Below are 14,356 nucleotides of genomic sequence, written 5' to 3'. Positions count from 1 at the left end.
AATCTGTCCGCCTTCACTTGCGTGAGTGGAAAAAATCCGTATAATCCCCTCCGCTTGCCCATGAGGCAGCCAGACGATATGTCTGCTTGCTGAGCTTCCCGTTTACGAGTTGCCAGCCATACAGTCCTCCCGATATGGGAGGAAACGTGAAAAATCACACCTCTGGCGGGAGTAGTCCCGGTCGGGCGGTGTTGATTTATGTTCTTTTATCTATTGGAGCTCTGTCAATGCAGAACCAAAGAATCCGTATCCGCCTGAAGGCTTTTGATCATCGCCTGATCGATCAATCCACTGCGGAAATCGTTGAAACTGCTAAGCGCACTGGCGCGCAGGTTCGCGGTCCTATCCCGCTGCCGACTCGCAAAGAGCGTTTCACCGTTCTGATCTCCCCGCACGTCAACAAAGACGCGCGTGATCAGTACGAGATCCGCACTCACAAGCGTCTGGTAGACATCGTTGAACCGACTGACAAGACCGTTGACGCTCTGATGCGTCTGGATCTGGCAGCTGGTGTAGACGTCCAGATCAGCCTGGGTTAATTACGGAAAGAGGTTGATAACAATGACAATCGGTCTTGTAGGTCGCAAAGTGGGTATGACTCGCATCTTCACTGAAGATGGCGTTTCTATCCCGGTGACTGTTATCGAAGTTGAAGCTAACCGTGTAACTCAGGTCAAATCTGTAGAAACCGACGGCTACAACGCTATTCAGGTTACCACTGGCGCCAAGAAAGCCAGCCGCGTAACCAAGCCGGAAGCTGGCCACTTCGCCAAAGCTGGTGTAGAAGCCGGTCGCGGTCTGTGGGAATTCCGCCTGAACAACGGTGAAACTTTCACTGTTGGTAGCGAGCTGAAAGTAGATCTTCTCGCTGACGTTAAGCTGGTAGACGTTACCGGCACATCCAAGGGTAAAGGTTTTGCCGGTACTGTTAAGCGCTGGAACTTCCGTACCCAGGATATGACCCACGGTAACTCCCTGTCCCACCGTGTACCTGGCTCCATCGGTCAAAACCAGACCCCGGGCCGTGTATTCAAGGGCAAGAAGATGGCTGGTCACATGGGTGCTGAGCGTGTAACGACTCAGAACCTGGAACTGGTTCGTGTTGACGCTGAACGCAACCTGCTGCTCATCAAAGGCGCAGTACCGGGTGCAACCAACGGCAACGTGATCGTCAAACCTGCCGTCAAAGCGTAACGTCTGAGGAGATAGTAATGGAATTGGTAATGAAAGACGCCAAGAGCGCTCTTGAAGTTTCCGAGACTACCTTCGGGCGCGAATTCAACGAAGCTCTGGTTCACCAGGTTGTCGTTGCATATGCCGCTGGTGCCCGTCAGGGTACTCGTGCGCAGCTGACTCGCTCTGAAGTGTCTGGTGGCGGCAAAAAGCCGTGGCGTCAGAAGGGTACTGGTCGTGCCCGTGCTGGCTCCATCCGTTCGCCCATCTGGCGTTCCGGTGGTGTGACCTTTGCTGCTAAGCCGCAAGATCACAGCCAGAAAGTAAACAAGAAGATGTACCGCGGCGCTATCCGTAGCATCCTGTCCGAGCTGGTACGTCAAGAGCGCCTGATCGTTGTTGAGAAGTTCGGCATCGAAGCGCCGAAGACCAAAGAACTGATCGCCAAGCTGAAAGAAATGGAACTGACTGACGTTCTGATCGTGACTGCTGAAGTCGATGAGAACCTGTTCCTGGCTGCTCGTAACCTGTACAAAGTTGACGTGCGTGACGTTGCCGGTATCGACCCGGTCAGCCTGATCGCTTTCGACAAGGTTCTGATGACTGCTGACGCAGTTAAGCAAATCGAGGAGATGCTGGCATGATCCGTGAAGAGCGTCTGCTGAAAGTTCTGAAGGCTCCGCACATCTCTGAAAAGAGCACCATGGTCGCAGAAAAGCAGAACACTATCGTGTTCAAAGTTGCTGTTGATGCCACCAAGGCGGAAGTCAAAGCTGCAGTTGCGAAACTGTTCGAGGTCGAAGTTGAGACCGTCCGTACCCTGAACATGAAGGGTAAGACCAAGCGCGCAGGTGCACGCGTAGGCCGTCGTTCCGATTGGAAAAAGGCTTATGTGACCCTGAAAGCTGGTCAGGACATCGACTTCATGGGCGCAGCCGAGTAAGAGGAGTTCTGAAAAATGGCAATCGTTAAGTGCAAGCCTACTTCTCCGGGCCGCCGCCACGTCGTCAAGATCGTCAACCAAGAGCTGTACAAGGGCAAGCCCTTCGCCGCTCTGCTGGACAGCAAAAGCAAGTCCGGTGGCCGTAACAACAACGGTCGTATCACCACTCGTCATATCGGTGGTGGTCACAAGCAACACTACCGTCTGATCGACTTCAAGCGCGACAAAGACGGCATTCCGGCCAAAGTTGAGCGCCTGGAATACGATCCTAACCGTACCGCAAACATCGCCCTGGTGCTGTATGCAGACGGTGAGCGTCGTTACATCCTGGCTCCGAAAGGCCTGAAAGCTGGTGATGCAATCGCCTCTGGTGCTGATGCTGCCATCAAGGTAGGTAACACCCTGCCGATGCGCAACATCCCGGTCGGTTCTACCGTTCACGCCGTTGAGATGAAGCCTGGTAAAGGTGCCCAGCTGGCTCGTTCCGCTGGTACTTTCATCCAGATCCTGGCTCGTGAAGGTAACTATGTAACTCTGCGTCTGCGTTCCGGCGAAGTACGTAAAGTTCTGGCCGAGTGCCGCGCTACCATCGGTGAAGTGGGTAACTCCGAGCACATGCTGCGTCAACTGGGTAAAGCCGGTGCTAACCGCTGGCGTGGTATTCGTCCGACCGTTCGCGGTATGGCGATGAACCCGGTTGATCACCCGCACGGTGGTGGTGAGGGTCGTAACAAGGGCATGCAGCCTGTGTCCCCATGGGGCCAGAAGGCTAAGGGCTTCAAGACCCGTAAGAACAAGCGTACCGACAAGTACATCGTACGTCGTCGTAACAAGTAATTGTTAACATAGAGGAATCACCATGCCACGTTCTCTCAAGAAGGGTCCATTTATCGACCTGCACTTGCTGAAGAAGGTAGAGAAAGCGGTGGAAAGCGGGGATAAAAAGCCGGTTAAGACCTGGTCCCGTCGTTCAATGATCATCCCGAACATGATCGGTTTGACCATCGCTGTCCATAATGGTCGTCAGCACGTTCCGGTTTTCGTTACCGAAGAAATGATCGGTCACAAACTGGGTGAATTCGCACCGACTCGTACTTATCGCGGCCATGCTGCTGATAAGAAGGCTAAGAAGCGCTAAGGGATAAATGATGGAAGCTATCGCTAAACACCGTTATGCCCGTACTTCTGCCCAGAAAGCTCGTCTGGTAGCCGATCAAGTACGTGGTCTGTCCGTAGACAAGGCTCTGAACATCCTGACCTTCAGCCCGAAAAAGGCTGCTGTTCTGGTGAAGAAAGTGCTGGAATCTGCCATTGCCAACGCTGAGCACAACGAAGGTGCCGATATCGACACCCTGCGTGTTGCCACCATCATGGTAGACGAAGGTCCCTCCATGAAGCGCATCCGCCCGCGTGCCAAAGGTCGCGCGGATCGTATCCTCAAGCGTACCGCTCACATCACTGTAGTGGTATCCGACGCTAAGGCTGGGAGATAAGCAATGGGTCAGAAAGTACATCCTAATGGCATTCGCCTGGGTATTACCAAGCCTTGGAATTCTACCTGGTTCGCGAACACCAAAGACTTCGCTGACAACCTGTACAGCGATTTCCAAGTACGCCAGTTCCTGACCAAGGAGCTGAAAAACGCTTCCTTGTCCAAGATCACTATCGAGCGTCCGGCCAAGAGCATCCGTGTGACCATTCACACCGCTCGTCCGGGTGTCGTGATCGGCAAGAAAGGCGAAGACGTTGAAAAACTGCGCAAAGCTGTAGCCGCAATCGCTGGCGTGCCTGCTCAGATCAACATTTCCGAAGTCCGCAAGCCGGAGCTGGATGGCAAACTGGTTGCCGACAGCATCACTTCCCAGCTGGAGCGTCGCGTAATGTTCCGTCGTGCTATGAAGCGCGCCGTACAGAACGCCATGCGCCTGGGTGCCAAGGGCATCAAAGTGGAAGTTTCCGGTCGTCTGGGCGGTGCTGAAATCGCGCGTACCGAATGGTACCGTGAAGGTCGTGTGCCCCTGCACACCCTGCGCGCCGACATCGACTACGCAACTTCTGAAGCCCACACCACTTACGGTGTGATCGGCGTTAAAGTTTGGATCTTCAAGGGCGAAGTTCTGGGCGGTCTGGCTGCAGTCAATGCTGCCGCTGCTCAAGAGCAAGCTCCTGCGAAGCCCAAGCGTGACAACAAGCGCCGCGCTGCCAAGTAAGGAGATTCGGTAAATGTTGCAACCTAAGCGTACTAAATTCCGCAAGACCCACAAGGGTCGTAACCGCGGTCTGGCCAATGCCGGTAACGAAGTATCCTTCGGTACCTTTGGCCTGAAGGCGACATCTCGTGGTCAACTGACTGCTCGTCAAATCGAAGCAGCCCGTCGTGCCATGACCCGTCACGTTAAGCGTCAAGGCAAGATCTGGATCCGTGTGTTCCCGGACAAGCCCATCACCGAAAAGCCCCTCGAAGTTCGTATGGGTAAAGGTAAGGGTAACGTGGAATACTGGGTTTGCCCGATCCAGCCTGGCAAGGTTCTGTACGAGATGGATGGTGTACCTGAGGCTCTGGCGCGTGAAGCGTTTGCCCTGGCCGCAGCTAAGCTGTCTGTTCAGACCACTTTCGTAATTAAGACGGTGATGTGATGAAAGCCCAAGATCTGCGTCAAAAGAGCGTCGAAGAACTGAACCAGGAGCTGCTGGGTCTGCTGCGTGAGCAATTCAACATGCGCATGCAAGCTTCCACCGGCCAGCTGGCTCAGACTCACACTCTGAAACAAGTGCGTCGTGACGTCGCACGTATCAAGACTGTACTGACTGAGAAGGCAGGTGCGTAATGACTGACAAGATCCGTACTCTGCAAGGTCGTGTAATTAGCGACAAGATGGACAAGTCCATCACCGTCGCTATCGAGCGCAAGGTAAAGCACCCGATCTACGGTAAGATCATCAAGCGTACTACCAAGCTGCACGTGCATGACGAGAACAACGAGTGCAAGGCTGGCGATCTCGTGGAAATCCGCGAGTGCCGCCCGCTGTCCAAGACCAAGTCCTGGACCCTGGTTGCTGTCGTAGAAAAGGCCTAATTCGGTACTTTTTAGCCCAAACGGCCCCCCATCGGGGCCGTTTGTTTTTTAGGCTACCTTTTCAAAAATAGCTGTGTTATAGTTTCGCGCCTTTTGAAGGCAGCCAGATCCCATCAGGGATAAGAAGTAAACAAAGCGGAGCACTAAGATGATCCAGATGCAAAGTATGCTGGGTGTTGCCGACAACTCCGGCGCTCGCAGTGTAATGTGTATTAAGGTTCTGGGTGGTTCGCACCGCCGTTATGCCGGCATCGGCGACATCATCAAGGTTTCCATCAAGGAAGCCATTCCTCGCGGTAAAGTGAAGAAAGGTGATGTGTATAACGCGGTGGTCGTACGCACCCGTAAAGGCGTTCGTCGTCCGGACGGCTCTGTCATCCGTTTCGACAACAATGCGGCTGTGTTGCTTAACAACAACCAACAGCCAATCGGTACTCGTATTTTTGGCCCGGTGACCCGTGAACTCCGTAACGAGAAGTTCATGAAGATTGTGTCCCTGGCACCCGAAGTACTGTAAGGAGTCGAACGATGGCAGCTAAAATCCGTCGCGAAGACGAAGTAATTGTTCTTACCGGCAAAGACAAGGGCAAGCGTGGCAAAGTCACTCAAGTCCTGATTGCAAAAGGTAAGGTAATCGTGGAAGGCATCAACCAGGTGAAGAAACACCAAAAGCCGGTACCCGCACTGGGTCAGGCTGGCGGCATCGTCACCAAAGAAGCCCCCATCGATGTATCTAACGTCGCGCTGTTCAACTCTGCCACTGGCAAGGCTGACCGCGTTGGTTTCCGGATTGAAGACGGCAAGAAAGTCCGTTTCTTCAAATCCACCGGCGAACTTGTGAAGTAATTGGAGTTTAACGATGGCGAAACTGCATGATTACTACAAATCCGATGTAGTAAATGAACTGTCCAAGCAGTTCGGTTACAAGACTATCATGCAAGTCCCTCGGATCGAGAAAATCACCCTGAACATGGGTGTTGGTGAAGCGATCTCTGACAAGAAGTTGCTGGAAAATGCTGCTGCCGATATGGCTGCCATTTCCGGTCAGAAACCGCTGATCACCAAAGCACGCAAATCTGTTGCGGGCTTCAAGATTCGTGAAGGCTACCCGATAGGTTGTAAAGTAACCCTGCGTGGCGAGCGTATGTGGGAGTTCCTGGAACGGCTGATTTGCATCTCCGTACCGCGTATCCGTGACTTCCGTGGTCTGAACGCCAAGGCGTTCGATGGCCGTGGTAACTACTCCATGGGCGTGCGTGAGCAAATCATCTTCCCGGAAATCGACTATGACAAGGTCGATCGCGTCCGTGGTCTGGATATCACCATCACCACTTCCGCGAATACCGACGAAGAAGGCCGTGCTCTGCTGGCTGCCTTTAACTTCCCATTCCGCAAGTAAGGTTAGGGTTATGGCTAAAACATCCATGAAAGCACGTGAAGCAAAGCGTGCGAAGCTGGCAGCCAAGTTCGCGACCAAGCGTACCGAGCTGAAAGCTATCATCGTTGATATGAACGCTTCTGAAGAAGCGCGTTGGGATGCTGTCTTGCAACTGCAACAGCTGCCCCGTGATTCCAGTCCGTCCCGCCAGCGTAACCGTTGCAACATCACTGGTCGTCCGCACGGTTTCCTGCGGAAGTTTGGCCTCTCTCGCATCAAGGTGCGTGAGCATGCCATGAAGGGCGAAATTCCGGGCCTCAAAAAGGCCTCTTGGTAAGAATCTCGGGAGTTAGACTATGAGCATGCAAGATCCGATCGCGGATATGCTGACCCGCATCCGTAACGGTCAGGCGGCGAGCAAAGTTGCGGTTTCCATGCCTTCTTCCAAGCTGAAAGTGGCTATCGCCAAAGTGCTGAAAGAAGAAGGTTACATCGCTGGCTACAACGTAGCTGGTGACGTGAAACCGGAACTGGAAATCGAACTGAAGTATTTCCAGGGCAAGCCGGTTGTAGAACTGATCCAACGCGTGAGCCGTCCCGGCCTGCGTATTTACAAGCGCACTACTGATCTGCCGAAAGTCATGGGCGGTCTCGGTGTTGCTATCGTGTCCACGTCTAAAGGTGTGATGACCGACCGTGCTGCCCGCAAGGCAAGCATGGGTGGTGAGATCATCTGCTACGTCGCTTAATAGGAGGTCGGAAATGTCTCGCGTTGCTAAGGCACCCGTCACTATTCCTGCTGGCGTAGAGGTGACTCTGAACGGCCAAGAACTGTCCATCAAAGGTGGCAAGGGTTCCCTGGTTCGTTCCATCCACGCCGGTGTAGAAGTGACCAAAGAAGACAATGTACTGAAGTTCGCCCCGCGCGACGGCATCGCTGGTGCTGACGCTCAGGCCGGTACTGCCCGTGCATTGGTCAACAACATGGTAGTCGGTGTTACCCAAGGCTTCGAGCGCAAGCTGCAGCTGGTTGGTGTAGGTTACAAAGCCTCCATCAAGGGCAATGCTGTTGCGCTGGCACTGGGCTTCTCTCACCCGGTAGAGCATGCGCTGCCGGCTGGTGTCACCGCTGAATGTCCGTCCGCCACCGAGATCGTTCTGCGTGGTGTGGACAAGCAGCTGGTTGGCCAAGTCGCCGCCGATATCCGTGCTTACCGCGCTCCGGAGCCCTACAAGGGCAAGGGTGTACGCTATGCCAACGAGCAAGTGCGTACTAAAGAAGCTAAGAAGAAGTAAGGTAACACTATGGACAAGAAAGCAGCTCGTCTCCGTCGTGCTACTCGTGCTCGGAAAAAGATGCAGGAACTGGGAGCTACCCGTCTGGTTGTTCACCGTACCCCGCGTCATATCTATGCGCAGGTTATTGCAGCCAACGGTTCCGAAGTTCTGGCCTCTGCTTCCACAGTAGAGAAAGCCATCAGTGAAGCTCTGAAATACACCGGTAACGCAGATGCTGCTACCGCTGTAGGTAAGGCTATCGCTGAGCGTGCTATTGCCAAAGGCGTTCAGAACGTATCTTTCGATCGTTCCGGTTTCAAGTATCACGGTCGTGTAGCCGCTCTGGCTGCCGCTGCTCGTGACGCTGGTCTTCAGTTCTAAGCTAGGAGTCGAAGATGGCTAAAGTCGAATCTCAAGCCGGCGAACTGCAAGAAAAGCTCATTGCAGTAAACCGTGTTTCGAAAACTGTTAAAGGTGGTCGTATCATGTCCTTCACCGCGTTGACCGTGGTGGGTGATGGTAACGGCCGTGTAGGTTACGGTTACGGTAAGGCCCGTGAAGTTCCGGCCGCCATTCAAAAGGCGATGGAACAGGCTAAGCGTAACCTGAACAAGGTTGAGCTGAACAACGGCACCCTGCACCACCCGGTGCGTGGCGTTCACTCTGGTTCCACCGTGTTCATGAAGCCGGCCTCCCAAGGTACTGGTATCATTGCAGGCGGCGCCATGCGTGCCGTACTGGAAGTTGCTGGTATCCACAACGTGCTGGCCAAGACCTACGGTTCCACCAACCCAATCAACGTTGTTCGCGCAACTGTCGACGCTCTGGTTCACGGTCAATCACCGGAACAGATCGCGGCCAAGCGTGGTCTGCGCGTTGAAGAAATTCTGGGGTAATGCGACATGGCTAACACTGTAAAAGTAACTCAAACTCGCAGCTCTATCGGCCGTCTGCCAAAGCACAAGGCGACTCTGCGTGGTCTGGGTCTGCGTCGCATTGGTCACACCGTTGAGCTGGAAGATACTCCCTGCGTACGCGGCATGATCAACCAGGTTTATTACATGGTTAAGGTGGAGGGCTAAGCATGCGTCTGAATACTCTGTCTCCGGCCGCTGGCTCCAAGCGCGTCAAGCACCGTCCGGGCCGTGGTATCGGTTCTGGTCTGGGCAAGACCGGTGGTCGTGGTGTTAAAGGTCAAACCTCTCGTTCCGGTGGCGGCAAGGTCCGCAACGGTTTCGAAGGCGGCCAGATGCCTTTGAAAATCCGTCTGCCGAAGTTCGGTTTCTTCTCTCGCAAATCTTTGGTTTCTGCCGAAGTGCGCCTGAACGAAATCGCCCTGGTAGAAGGTGATGTGGTCGACGTGAGCACTCTGAAGCAAGCCGGTGTTATTACCAAAAACATCGTGTTCGCTAAAGTTGTTCTGTCTGGCAACATTGACCGTGCTGTGACCGTTCGTGGTCTGTCCGTCACCAAGGGTGCACGTGCAGCCATCGAGGCCGCTGGCGGTAAAATCGAGGAATAATCAGTACAATGGCTAAGAAACCAGGATTGGATGTTAAAGCACAAGGTGGTCTGAGCGAACTGAAGAGCCGTCTGCTCTTCGTTCTCGGGGCAATTATCGTGTTCCGTGCAGGCTCTTATGTGCCGATCCCTGGTATTGACGCCGCCGTACTGGCCGAGTTGTTCCAACAACAGAAGGGCACCATCATTGAGATGTTCAACATGTTCAGTGGTGGTGCACTCTCGCGTGCTTCTATTCTTGCACTGGGGATCATGCCGTACATTTCGGCGTCGATCATTATCCAGTTGCTGACTGTGGTTCACCCTGCTCTTGCTGAACTCAAGAAAGAAGGTGAATCCGGCCGTCGCAAGATTAGCCAATATACCCGTTGGGGCACGCTGGTTTTGGGAACGTTCCAGGCCATTGGTATTGCAACAGGTCTGCCGAATATGATGCAAGGACTCGTGACTCATCCGGGTTTGGGCTTCTATTTCACAGCCGTTGTGAGTCTGGTCACCGGTACCATGTTCTTGATGTGGTTGGGTGAACAGATTACCGAGCGTGGGATTGGTAATGGTATCTCGTTGATTATCTTCACAGGTATCGTCGCCGGTCTGCCTCATGCCATTGGCGCTACGGCCGAACAGGCACGTCAAGGGGAATTGCACATCCTGCTGTTGTTGTTGCTGGGCTTGATTGTTTTCGCTGTGACTTACTTTGTGGTGTTCGTGGAGCGTGGTCAGCGTCGTATCGTCGTTAACTATGCCAAGCGTCAACAAGGCCGCCAGGTATTCGCTGCGCAAAGCACACACCTGCCGTTGAAAGTGAATATGGCCGGTGTGATTCCTGCGATTTTCGCATCCAGCATCATCCTCTTCCCGGGTACCATTACCTCCTGGTTTGGTCAGGGCGAGGGCAAGATCGCTGACATTCTGCAACAGGTCTCTATGGTCCTGCAGCCGGGTCAGCCCTTGTACGAGATGCTCTATGCAGCAGCCATTATCTTCTTCTGCTTCTTCTATACCGCGCTGGTGTTCAACCCCCGCGAGACAGCAGATAACCTGAAGAAGAGTGGAGCCTTTATCCCGGGGATCCGCCCGGGCGAGCAGACAGCACGTTACATCGATAAGGTTATGACTCGCCTGACATTGGCAGGTGCGCTCTATATTACCTTTATCTGTCTGGTACCCCAGTTCCTGATGACTGCCTGGAACGTACAGTTCTACTTCGGTGGCACCTCGCTGCTGATTATCGTGGTAGTTATCATGGACTTCATGGCTCAGGTTCAAACCCATATGATGTCTCATCAATATGGCGACGTCCTGAGGAAGGCCAACCTGAAGGGCTACGGCCGCTAAAGGTCGGCGTAGTTACGGAGTTAAGCAATGAAAGTTCGTGCTTCCGTTAAGGCAATCTGCCGTAACTGCAAAATCATCAAGCGTCACGGTGTGGTGCGTGTGATTTGCAGCGAGCCAAAGCATAAACAGCGCCAAGGCTAATTTTTTACGGTTAGTACTTGCAACAAATAGTTGTGCTGGCTAATATAGCCAGCCAACTTTTGTTGTGTATTGGTTGACCGCCACGTATCCGCTCACGGGCTTTGTGGTGGTCGTTATCTACTATATGTAGGAGTGAATAGTGGCCCGTATCGCTGGCATTAACATTCCTGACCATAAACATGCAGTCATTGCGTTGACTGCTATTTATGGCGTCGGTCGTACCCGCTCCAAGGCAATCTGTGCCGCAGCCGGTATCGCTGAGAATGTGAAAATTAAAGACCTGGACGAAGCTCAGATCGAGAGTCTGCGTGAACAAGTAGGTAAATTCACCGTTGAAGGTGACCTGCGTCGTCAGATTTCCATGAACATCAAGCGATTGATGGATCTGGGTTGCTACCGTGGTTTGCGTCACCGTCGTAGCCTGCCTGTTCGTGGTCAACGTACCAAGACCAACGCTCGTACCCGTAAGGGTCCGCGCAAGGCTATCAAGAAGTAACGGGAAGGTAGAAAATGGCTAAAACTCCGACTCGTGCTCGCAAGCGCGTTAAAAAGCAAGTGAGCGACGGTATTGCGCACGTTCATGCATCTTTCAACAACACAATCGTGACCATTACTGACCGTCAGGGCAATGCTCTGTCTTGGGCTACCTCTGGTGGTTCCGGTTTCCGTGGTTCCCGTAAGTCCACTCCGTTTGCTGCCCAGGTAGCTGCTGAGCGTGCTGGTGAGATCGCCAAAGAATACGGCGTGAAGAACCTGGAAGTCATGGTCAAAGGTCCGGGTCCCGGTCGTGAGTCTTCCATCCGCGCTCTGAACGCGGCTGGTTTCCGCATCACTAACATTACTGATGTGACTCCGATCCCGCACAACGGTTGTCGTCCTCCCAAGAAGCGCCGCGTGTAACGCTGTAGCTACTTGGTCTAGGATTGTTGGAGAAAGAAGATGGCAAGATATATCGGTCCTAAGCTTAAGCTTAGCCGTCGTGAGGGCACCGACCTCTTCCTGAAGTCTGGTGTTCGTGCGATTGATTCTAAGTGCAAGATTGACACCGTTCCTGGTCAACACGGTGCGCGTAAAGCGCGTCTGTCCGACTACGGTGTGCAACTGCGCGAGAAACAAAAAGTACGTCGTATCTACGGCGTATTGGAAAAACAGTTCCGCAACTACTACCGCGACGCTGCCCGTCAAAAGGGTAACACCGGTGAAAACCTGTTGCAGCTGCTGGAAGGTCGTCTGGACAACGTCGTCTACCGCATGGGCTTCGGCGCCACTCGTGCTGAATCTCGTCAGCTGGTGAGCCACAAAGCCATCATGGTAAACGGCCGCGTTGTGAATGTTCCTTCTTTCCAGGTATCCCCTGAGGACGTGATCTGCGTTCGCGAGAAGGCTAAGAAGCAAGCGCGTATCAAAGCTTCCCTGGAAGTTGCTGGTCAGCGCGAGAAGCCGACTTGGGTAGAGGTTGACGCTGCTAAGATGGAAGGTGCCTTCAAGCGCCTGCCGGAGCGTTCCGACCTGTCTGCCGACATTAACGAACAGCTGATCGTCGAGCTTTACTCCAAGTAAAGCTAGCTTCTAAAGAGAGGACACAATGCTGGGTTCTGTAACAGATTTTCTTAAACCGCGGCTAGTTGACATCGAGCAAGTTAGCCCGACTCACGCGAAAGTGACTCTCGAGCCGCTTGAGCGTGGCTTTGGCCACACGCTGGGCAATGCCCTGCGTCGTATTTTGCTGTCATCTATGCCCGGTTGTGCGGTTACTGAAGTCGAGATCGACGGAGTACTGCACGAGTACAGCAGCAAAGAAGGTGTACAGGAAGACATTCTTGAAATCCTGCTCAACCTGAAAGGTATCGCTGTGAAGCTGGAAGGCAAGGACGAGGTAACTCTGTCCCTGACCAAGTCTGGAACAGGCCCCGTTACCGCTGGTGATATCACTCACGGTGATGAAGTCGAGATCGTAAACCCGGAGCACGTAATCTGCCACCTGACTGGTGCAAATGCTGAGATCAGCATGCGCCTGAAAGTTCAGCGCGGTCGTGGTTATGTGCCTGCTTCTGCTCGTGTTCACAACGATGATGAAGAGCGTCCTATCGGTCGCCTGCTGCTGGACTCCGCGTTCAGCCCCATCGTTCGCATCGCCTACAATGTCGAGGCGGCACGTGTGGAACAGCGCACCGACTTGGACAAGCTGGTTATCGACATGGAGACCAATGGTACTCTGGATCCGGAAGAAGCCATCCGTCGTTCAGCCACTATTCTGGCAGAGCAACTGGAAGCCTTCGTGGATCTGCGCGATGTCAGCGTGCCCGAGAAGAAAGAAGAGAAACCCGAGTTTGATCCGATTCTGCTGCGTCCTGTCGATGATTTGGAGCTGACAGTTCGTTCAGCGAACTGTCTGAAGGCAGAAGCTATCCACTATATTGGTGATCTGGTACAGCGTACCGAAGTTGAGTTGCTTAAGACTCCTAACCTCGGTAAGAAGTCCCTGACTGAGATCAAGGACGTGTTGGCCTCCCGTGGTCTGTCTCTTGGCATGCGCCTTGAGAACTGGCCGCCCGCCAGCATCGCTGACGAGTAATCCAGATTACGGGTTTCACAGATTTAGTTAGAAGGATAAGGTCATGCGCCATCGTTTGAGTGGTCGTCAACTGAACCGGAACAGCAGCCATCGTCAGGCTATGTTCCGCAACATGGCCAGCTCCCTGGTTCGTCATGAGATCATCAAGACGACTCTGCCTAAGGCAAAAGAGCTGCGTCGTGTAGTTGAACCGCTGATCACCCTTGCCAAGACTGATAGCGTTGCTAATCGTCGCCTGGCATTTGCCCGTACTCGCGATAACGCGATCGTGGCTAAGCTGTTCAATGAACTGGGCCCGCGCTACCTGGAGCGCGCCGGCGGTTATACTCGCATTCTGAAATGCGGTTTCCGTGCTGGCGACAACGCTCCTATGGCTTACATTGAGCTGGTAGACCGCCCGGCCGCTGCTGAAGCAGCTGCTGAGTGATAAAAGAAAAAGCCGGGCTTGTCCCGGCTTTTCTTTTGGTGGATTCTGATACTGCCTCTACTGCCTCTACTGCCTCTACTGCCTCTACTGCCTCTACTGCCTCTACTGCCTCTACTGCCTCTACTGCCTCTACTGCCTCTACTGCCTTACTTTGTAAGTGAGCGATGATTTTTCAATAGTCTCTATATTAAGTCTTTATCTCTACCTGAACGACAGCGGTTCGTGTTACATAGCCCAGAGTAGGGCAATGTCATTGTCCATCTGACGTATTAAGCAGGCCGTGAGTCATGGCGTGTGGCTGCTGTAGTGCCGTTGAGGGCTTCTCCTGTGGATAAGCCTGTATAAAAGCTGTGCTTGGACATGAATAACTAAAAAAGTACCGATTTTTGCAATTTTATTGCAGAGGAGGGGTTGCCAGAACGAATTCGCTCCCTATAATGCGCCTCCATCGACAGGGCAAGCGGCAACGCAAACAAGTCAGTCGGTGCCTCGAAAAAGCCTCGTAA

Annotated in this window: 28 protein-coding genes; all 28 read left to right on the top strand. The window is 53.4% G+C overall.

Annotation, left to right across the window (positions count from 1 at the left end; all coding sequences use genetic code 11):
• Positions 1-227: 227 nt before the first annotated feature.
• Positions 228-539 carry a 30S ribosomal protein S10 gene (rpsJ, locus tag AB5Y47_RS03820; RefSeq protein WP_005307944.1) on the top strand — a complete coding sequence of 104 codons (312 nt, stop codon included), beginning with the start codon at positions 228-230 and terminating at the stop codon, positions 537-539.
• 22 nt (positions 540-561) lie between these two features.
• Positions 562-1,194, top strand: coding sequence for a 50S ribosomal protein L3 (rplC, locus tag AB5Y47_RS03815; RefSeq protein ID WP_010672559.1), 633 nt, complete (start codon positions 562-564; stop codon positions 1,192-1,194).
• A gap of 17 nt (positions 1,195-1,211) precedes the next feature.
• The gene (gene rplD / locus AB5Y47_RS03810) at positions 1,212-1,817 is read left to right on the top strand and encodes a 50S ribosomal protein L4 (RefSeq protein ID WP_005340616.1); all 606 of its coding nucleotides are present in this window, start codon (positions 1,212-1,214) and stop codon (positions 1,815-1,817) included.
• On the top strand, positions 1,817-2,116 hold the full coding sequence (gene rplW, locus AB5Y47_RS03805) for a 50S ribosomal protein L23 (RefSeq protein WP_342690021.1): 300 nt from the start codon (positions 1,817-1,819) through the stop codon (positions 2,114-2,116). Before rplD ends, rplW begins: the two co-directional genes overlap by 1 nt.
• 15 nt (positions 2,117-2,131) lie before the next feature.
• Positions 2,132-2,953, top strand: a complete 822-nt coding sequence (gene rplB, locus AB5Y47_RS03800; protein ID WP_010672560.1) for a 50S ribosomal protein L2 — start codon at positions 2,132-2,134, stop codon at positions 2,951-2,953.
• 22 nt (positions 2,954-2,975) lie between these two features.
• Positions 2,976-3,254, top strand: coding sequence for a 30S ribosomal protein S19 (rpsS, locus tag AB5Y47_RS03795; RefSeq protein ID WP_005307960.1), 279 nt, complete (start codon positions 2,976-2,978; stop codon positions 3,252-3,254).
• Positions 3,255-3,264: 10 nt separating this feature from the next.
• Positions 3,265-3,609 (top strand): 50S ribosomal protein L22, encoded by a 345-nt coding sequence (gene rplV / locus AB5Y47_RS03790; RefSeq protein ID WP_010672561.1) that lies wholly within the window; start codon positions 3,265-3,267, stop codon positions 3,607-3,609.
• A 3-nt stretch (positions 3,610-3,612) separates the two neighbouring features.
• Positions 3,613-4,326 (top strand): 30S ribosomal protein S3, encoded by a 714-nt coding sequence (gene rpsC / locus AB5Y47_RS03785; RefSeq protein WP_005331168.1) that lies wholly within the window; start codon positions 3,613-3,615, stop codon positions 4,324-4,326.
• 13 nt (positions 4,327-4,339) lie between these two features.
• The gene (rplP, locus tag AB5Y47_RS03780) at positions 4,340-4,753 is read left to right on the top strand and encodes a 50S ribosomal protein L16 (protein ID WP_010672562.1); all 414 of its coding nucleotides are present in this window, start codon (positions 4,340-4,342) and stop codon (positions 4,751-4,753) included.
• Positions 4,753-4,944, top strand: coding sequence for a 50S ribosomal protein L29 (gene rpmC / locus AB5Y47_RS03775; RefSeq protein WP_005307965.1), 192 nt, complete (start codon positions 4,753-4,755; stop codon positions 4,942-4,944). The genes rplP and rpmC overlap by 1 nt, the downstream gene beginning before the upstream one ends.
• Positions 4,944-5,192 carry a 30S ribosomal protein S17 gene (rpsQ, locus tag AB5Y47_RS03770; protein ID WP_005307966.1) on the top strand — a complete coding sequence of 83 codons (249 nt, stop codon included), beginning with the start codon at positions 4,944-4,946 and terminating at the stop codon, positions 5,190-5,192. Before rpmC ends, rpsQ begins: the two co-directional genes overlap by 1 nt.
• Before the next feature lie 148 nt (positions 5,193-5,340).
• Complete coding sequence (rplN, locus tag AB5Y47_RS03765) at positions 5,341-5,709, top strand: 50S ribosomal protein L14 (protein WP_005307975.1); 369 nt, start codon at positions 5,341-5,343, stop codon at positions 5,707-5,709.
• Between the two features lie 11 nt (positions 5,710-5,720).
• Positions 5,721-6,038, top strand: a complete 318-nt coding sequence (gene rplX / locus AB5Y47_RS03760) for a 50S ribosomal protein L24 (RefSeq protein WP_005307977.1) — start codon at positions 5,721-5,723, stop codon at positions 6,036-6,038.
• 13 nt (positions 6,039-6,051) lie between these two features.
• A complete protein-coding gene (gene rplE / locus AB5Y47_RS03755) occupies positions 6,052-6,591 on the top strand; it encodes a 50S ribosomal protein L5 (RefSeq protein ID WP_005331162.1) in 540 nt (179 codons plus the stop codon).
• A 10-nt stretch (positions 6,592-6,601) separates the two neighbouring features.
• Positions 6,602-6,907 (top strand): 30S ribosomal protein S14, encoded by a 306-nt coding sequence (gene rpsN, locus AB5Y47_RS03750; protein ID WP_005331161.1) that lies wholly within the window; start codon positions 6,602-6,604, stop codon positions 6,905-6,907.
• A gap of 19 nt (positions 6,908-6,926) precedes the next feature.
• A complete protein-coding gene (gene rpsH, locus AB5Y47_RS03745) occupies positions 6,927-7,319 on the top strand; it encodes a 30S ribosomal protein S8 (RefSeq protein ID WP_010672564.1) in 393 nt (130 codons plus the stop codon).
• Positions 7,320-7,332: 13 nt separating this feature from the next.
• Positions 7,333-7,866 carry a 50S ribosomal protein L6 gene (rplF, locus tag AB5Y47_RS03740; RefSeq protein WP_010672565.1) on the top strand — a complete coding sequence of 178 codons (534 nt, stop codon included), beginning with the start codon at positions 7,333-7,335 and terminating at the stop codon, positions 7,864-7,866.
• Between the two features lie 9 nt (positions 7,867-7,875).
• Positions 7,876-8,229, top strand: a complete 354-nt coding sequence (rplR, locus tag AB5Y47_RS03735) for a 50S ribosomal protein L18 (protein ID WP_010672566.1) — start codon at positions 7,876-7,878, stop codon at positions 8,227-8,229.
• 14 nt (positions 8,230-8,243) lie between these two features.
• Positions 8,244-8,744 carry a 30S ribosomal protein S5 gene (gene rpsE / locus AB5Y47_RS03730; protein WP_005340605.1) on the top strand — a complete coding sequence of 167 codons (501 nt, stop codon included), beginning with the start codon at positions 8,244-8,246 and terminating at the stop codon, positions 8,742-8,744.
• 6 nt (positions 8,745-8,750) lie between these two features.
• The gene (gene rpmD, locus AB5Y47_RS03725) at positions 8,751-8,930 is read left to right on the top strand and encodes a 50S ribosomal protein L30 (protein WP_005307985.1); all 180 of its coding nucleotides are present in this window, start codon (positions 8,751-8,753) and stop codon (positions 8,928-8,930) included.
• A gap of 2 nt (positions 8,931-8,932) precedes the next feature.
• Entirely contained in the window at positions 8,933-9,370 is a 438-nt protein-coding gene (rplO, locus tag AB5Y47_RS03720; RefSeq protein ID WP_005307987.1) for a 50S ribosomal protein L15, read from the top strand.
• Positions 9,371-9,378: 8 nt separating this feature from the next.
• Positions 9,379-10,707: a preprotein translocase subunit SecY gene (gene secY, locus AB5Y47_RS03715; RefSeq protein WP_010672567.1), complete on the top strand. Its 1,329-nt coding sequence runs from the start codon at positions 9,379-9,381 to the stop codon at positions 10,705-10,707.
• Positions 10,708-10,734: 27 nt separating this feature from the next.
• Complete coding sequence (gene rpmJ, locus AB5Y47_RS03710; RefSeq protein WP_005319705.1) at positions 10,735-10,848, top strand: 50S ribosomal protein L36; 114 nt, start codon at positions 10,735-10,737, stop codon at positions 10,846-10,848.
• Between the two features lie 139 nt (positions 10,849-10,987).
• Positions 10,988-11,344, top strand: coding sequence for a 30S ribosomal protein S13 (gene rpsM / locus AB5Y47_RS03705; protein WP_005307991.1), 357 nt, complete (start codon positions 10,988-10,990; stop codon positions 11,342-11,344).
• A gap of 14 nt (positions 11,345-11,358) precedes the next feature.
• Positions 11,359-11,748 (top strand): 30S ribosomal protein S11, encoded by a 390-nt coding sequence (gene rpsK / locus AB5Y47_RS03700; protein ID WP_005319702.1) that lies wholly within the window; start codon positions 11,359-11,361, stop codon positions 11,746-11,748.
• Between the two features lie 39 nt (positions 11,749-11,787).
• Positions 11,788-12,408 (top strand): 30S ribosomal protein S4, encoded by a 621-nt coding sequence (gene rpsD / locus AB5Y47_RS03695; protein ID WP_010672568.1) that lies wholly within the window; start codon positions 11,788-11,790, stop codon positions 12,406-12,408.
• A 25-nt stretch (positions 12,409-12,433) separates the two neighbouring features.
• The gene (rpoA, locus tag AB5Y47_RS03690; RefSeq protein ID WP_005307997.1) at positions 12,434-13,423 is read left to right on the top strand and encodes a DNA-directed RNA polymerase subunit alpha; all 990 of its coding nucleotides are present in this window, start codon (positions 12,434-12,436) and stop codon (positions 13,421-13,423) included.
• Between the two features lie 43 nt (positions 13,424-13,466).
• Positions 13,467-13,850, top strand: a complete 384-nt coding sequence (gene rplQ / locus AB5Y47_RS03685) for a 50S ribosomal protein L17 (RefSeq protein ID WP_005307999.1) — start codon at positions 13,467-13,469, stop codon at positions 13,848-13,850.
• The last annotated feature ends 506 nt before the right edge of the window (positions 13,851-14,356 follow it).

Source organism: Aeromonas sp. R7-2 (genome assembly GCF_040908105.1).
Taxonomy (GTDB): domain Bacteria; phylum Pseudomonadota; class Gammaproteobacteria; order Enterobacterales; family Aeromonadaceae; genus Aeromonas; species Aeromonas caviae.
Note: the sequence above shows the minus strand (reverse complement) of the source record. Positions and strands in the feature narration are given on the sequence as shown.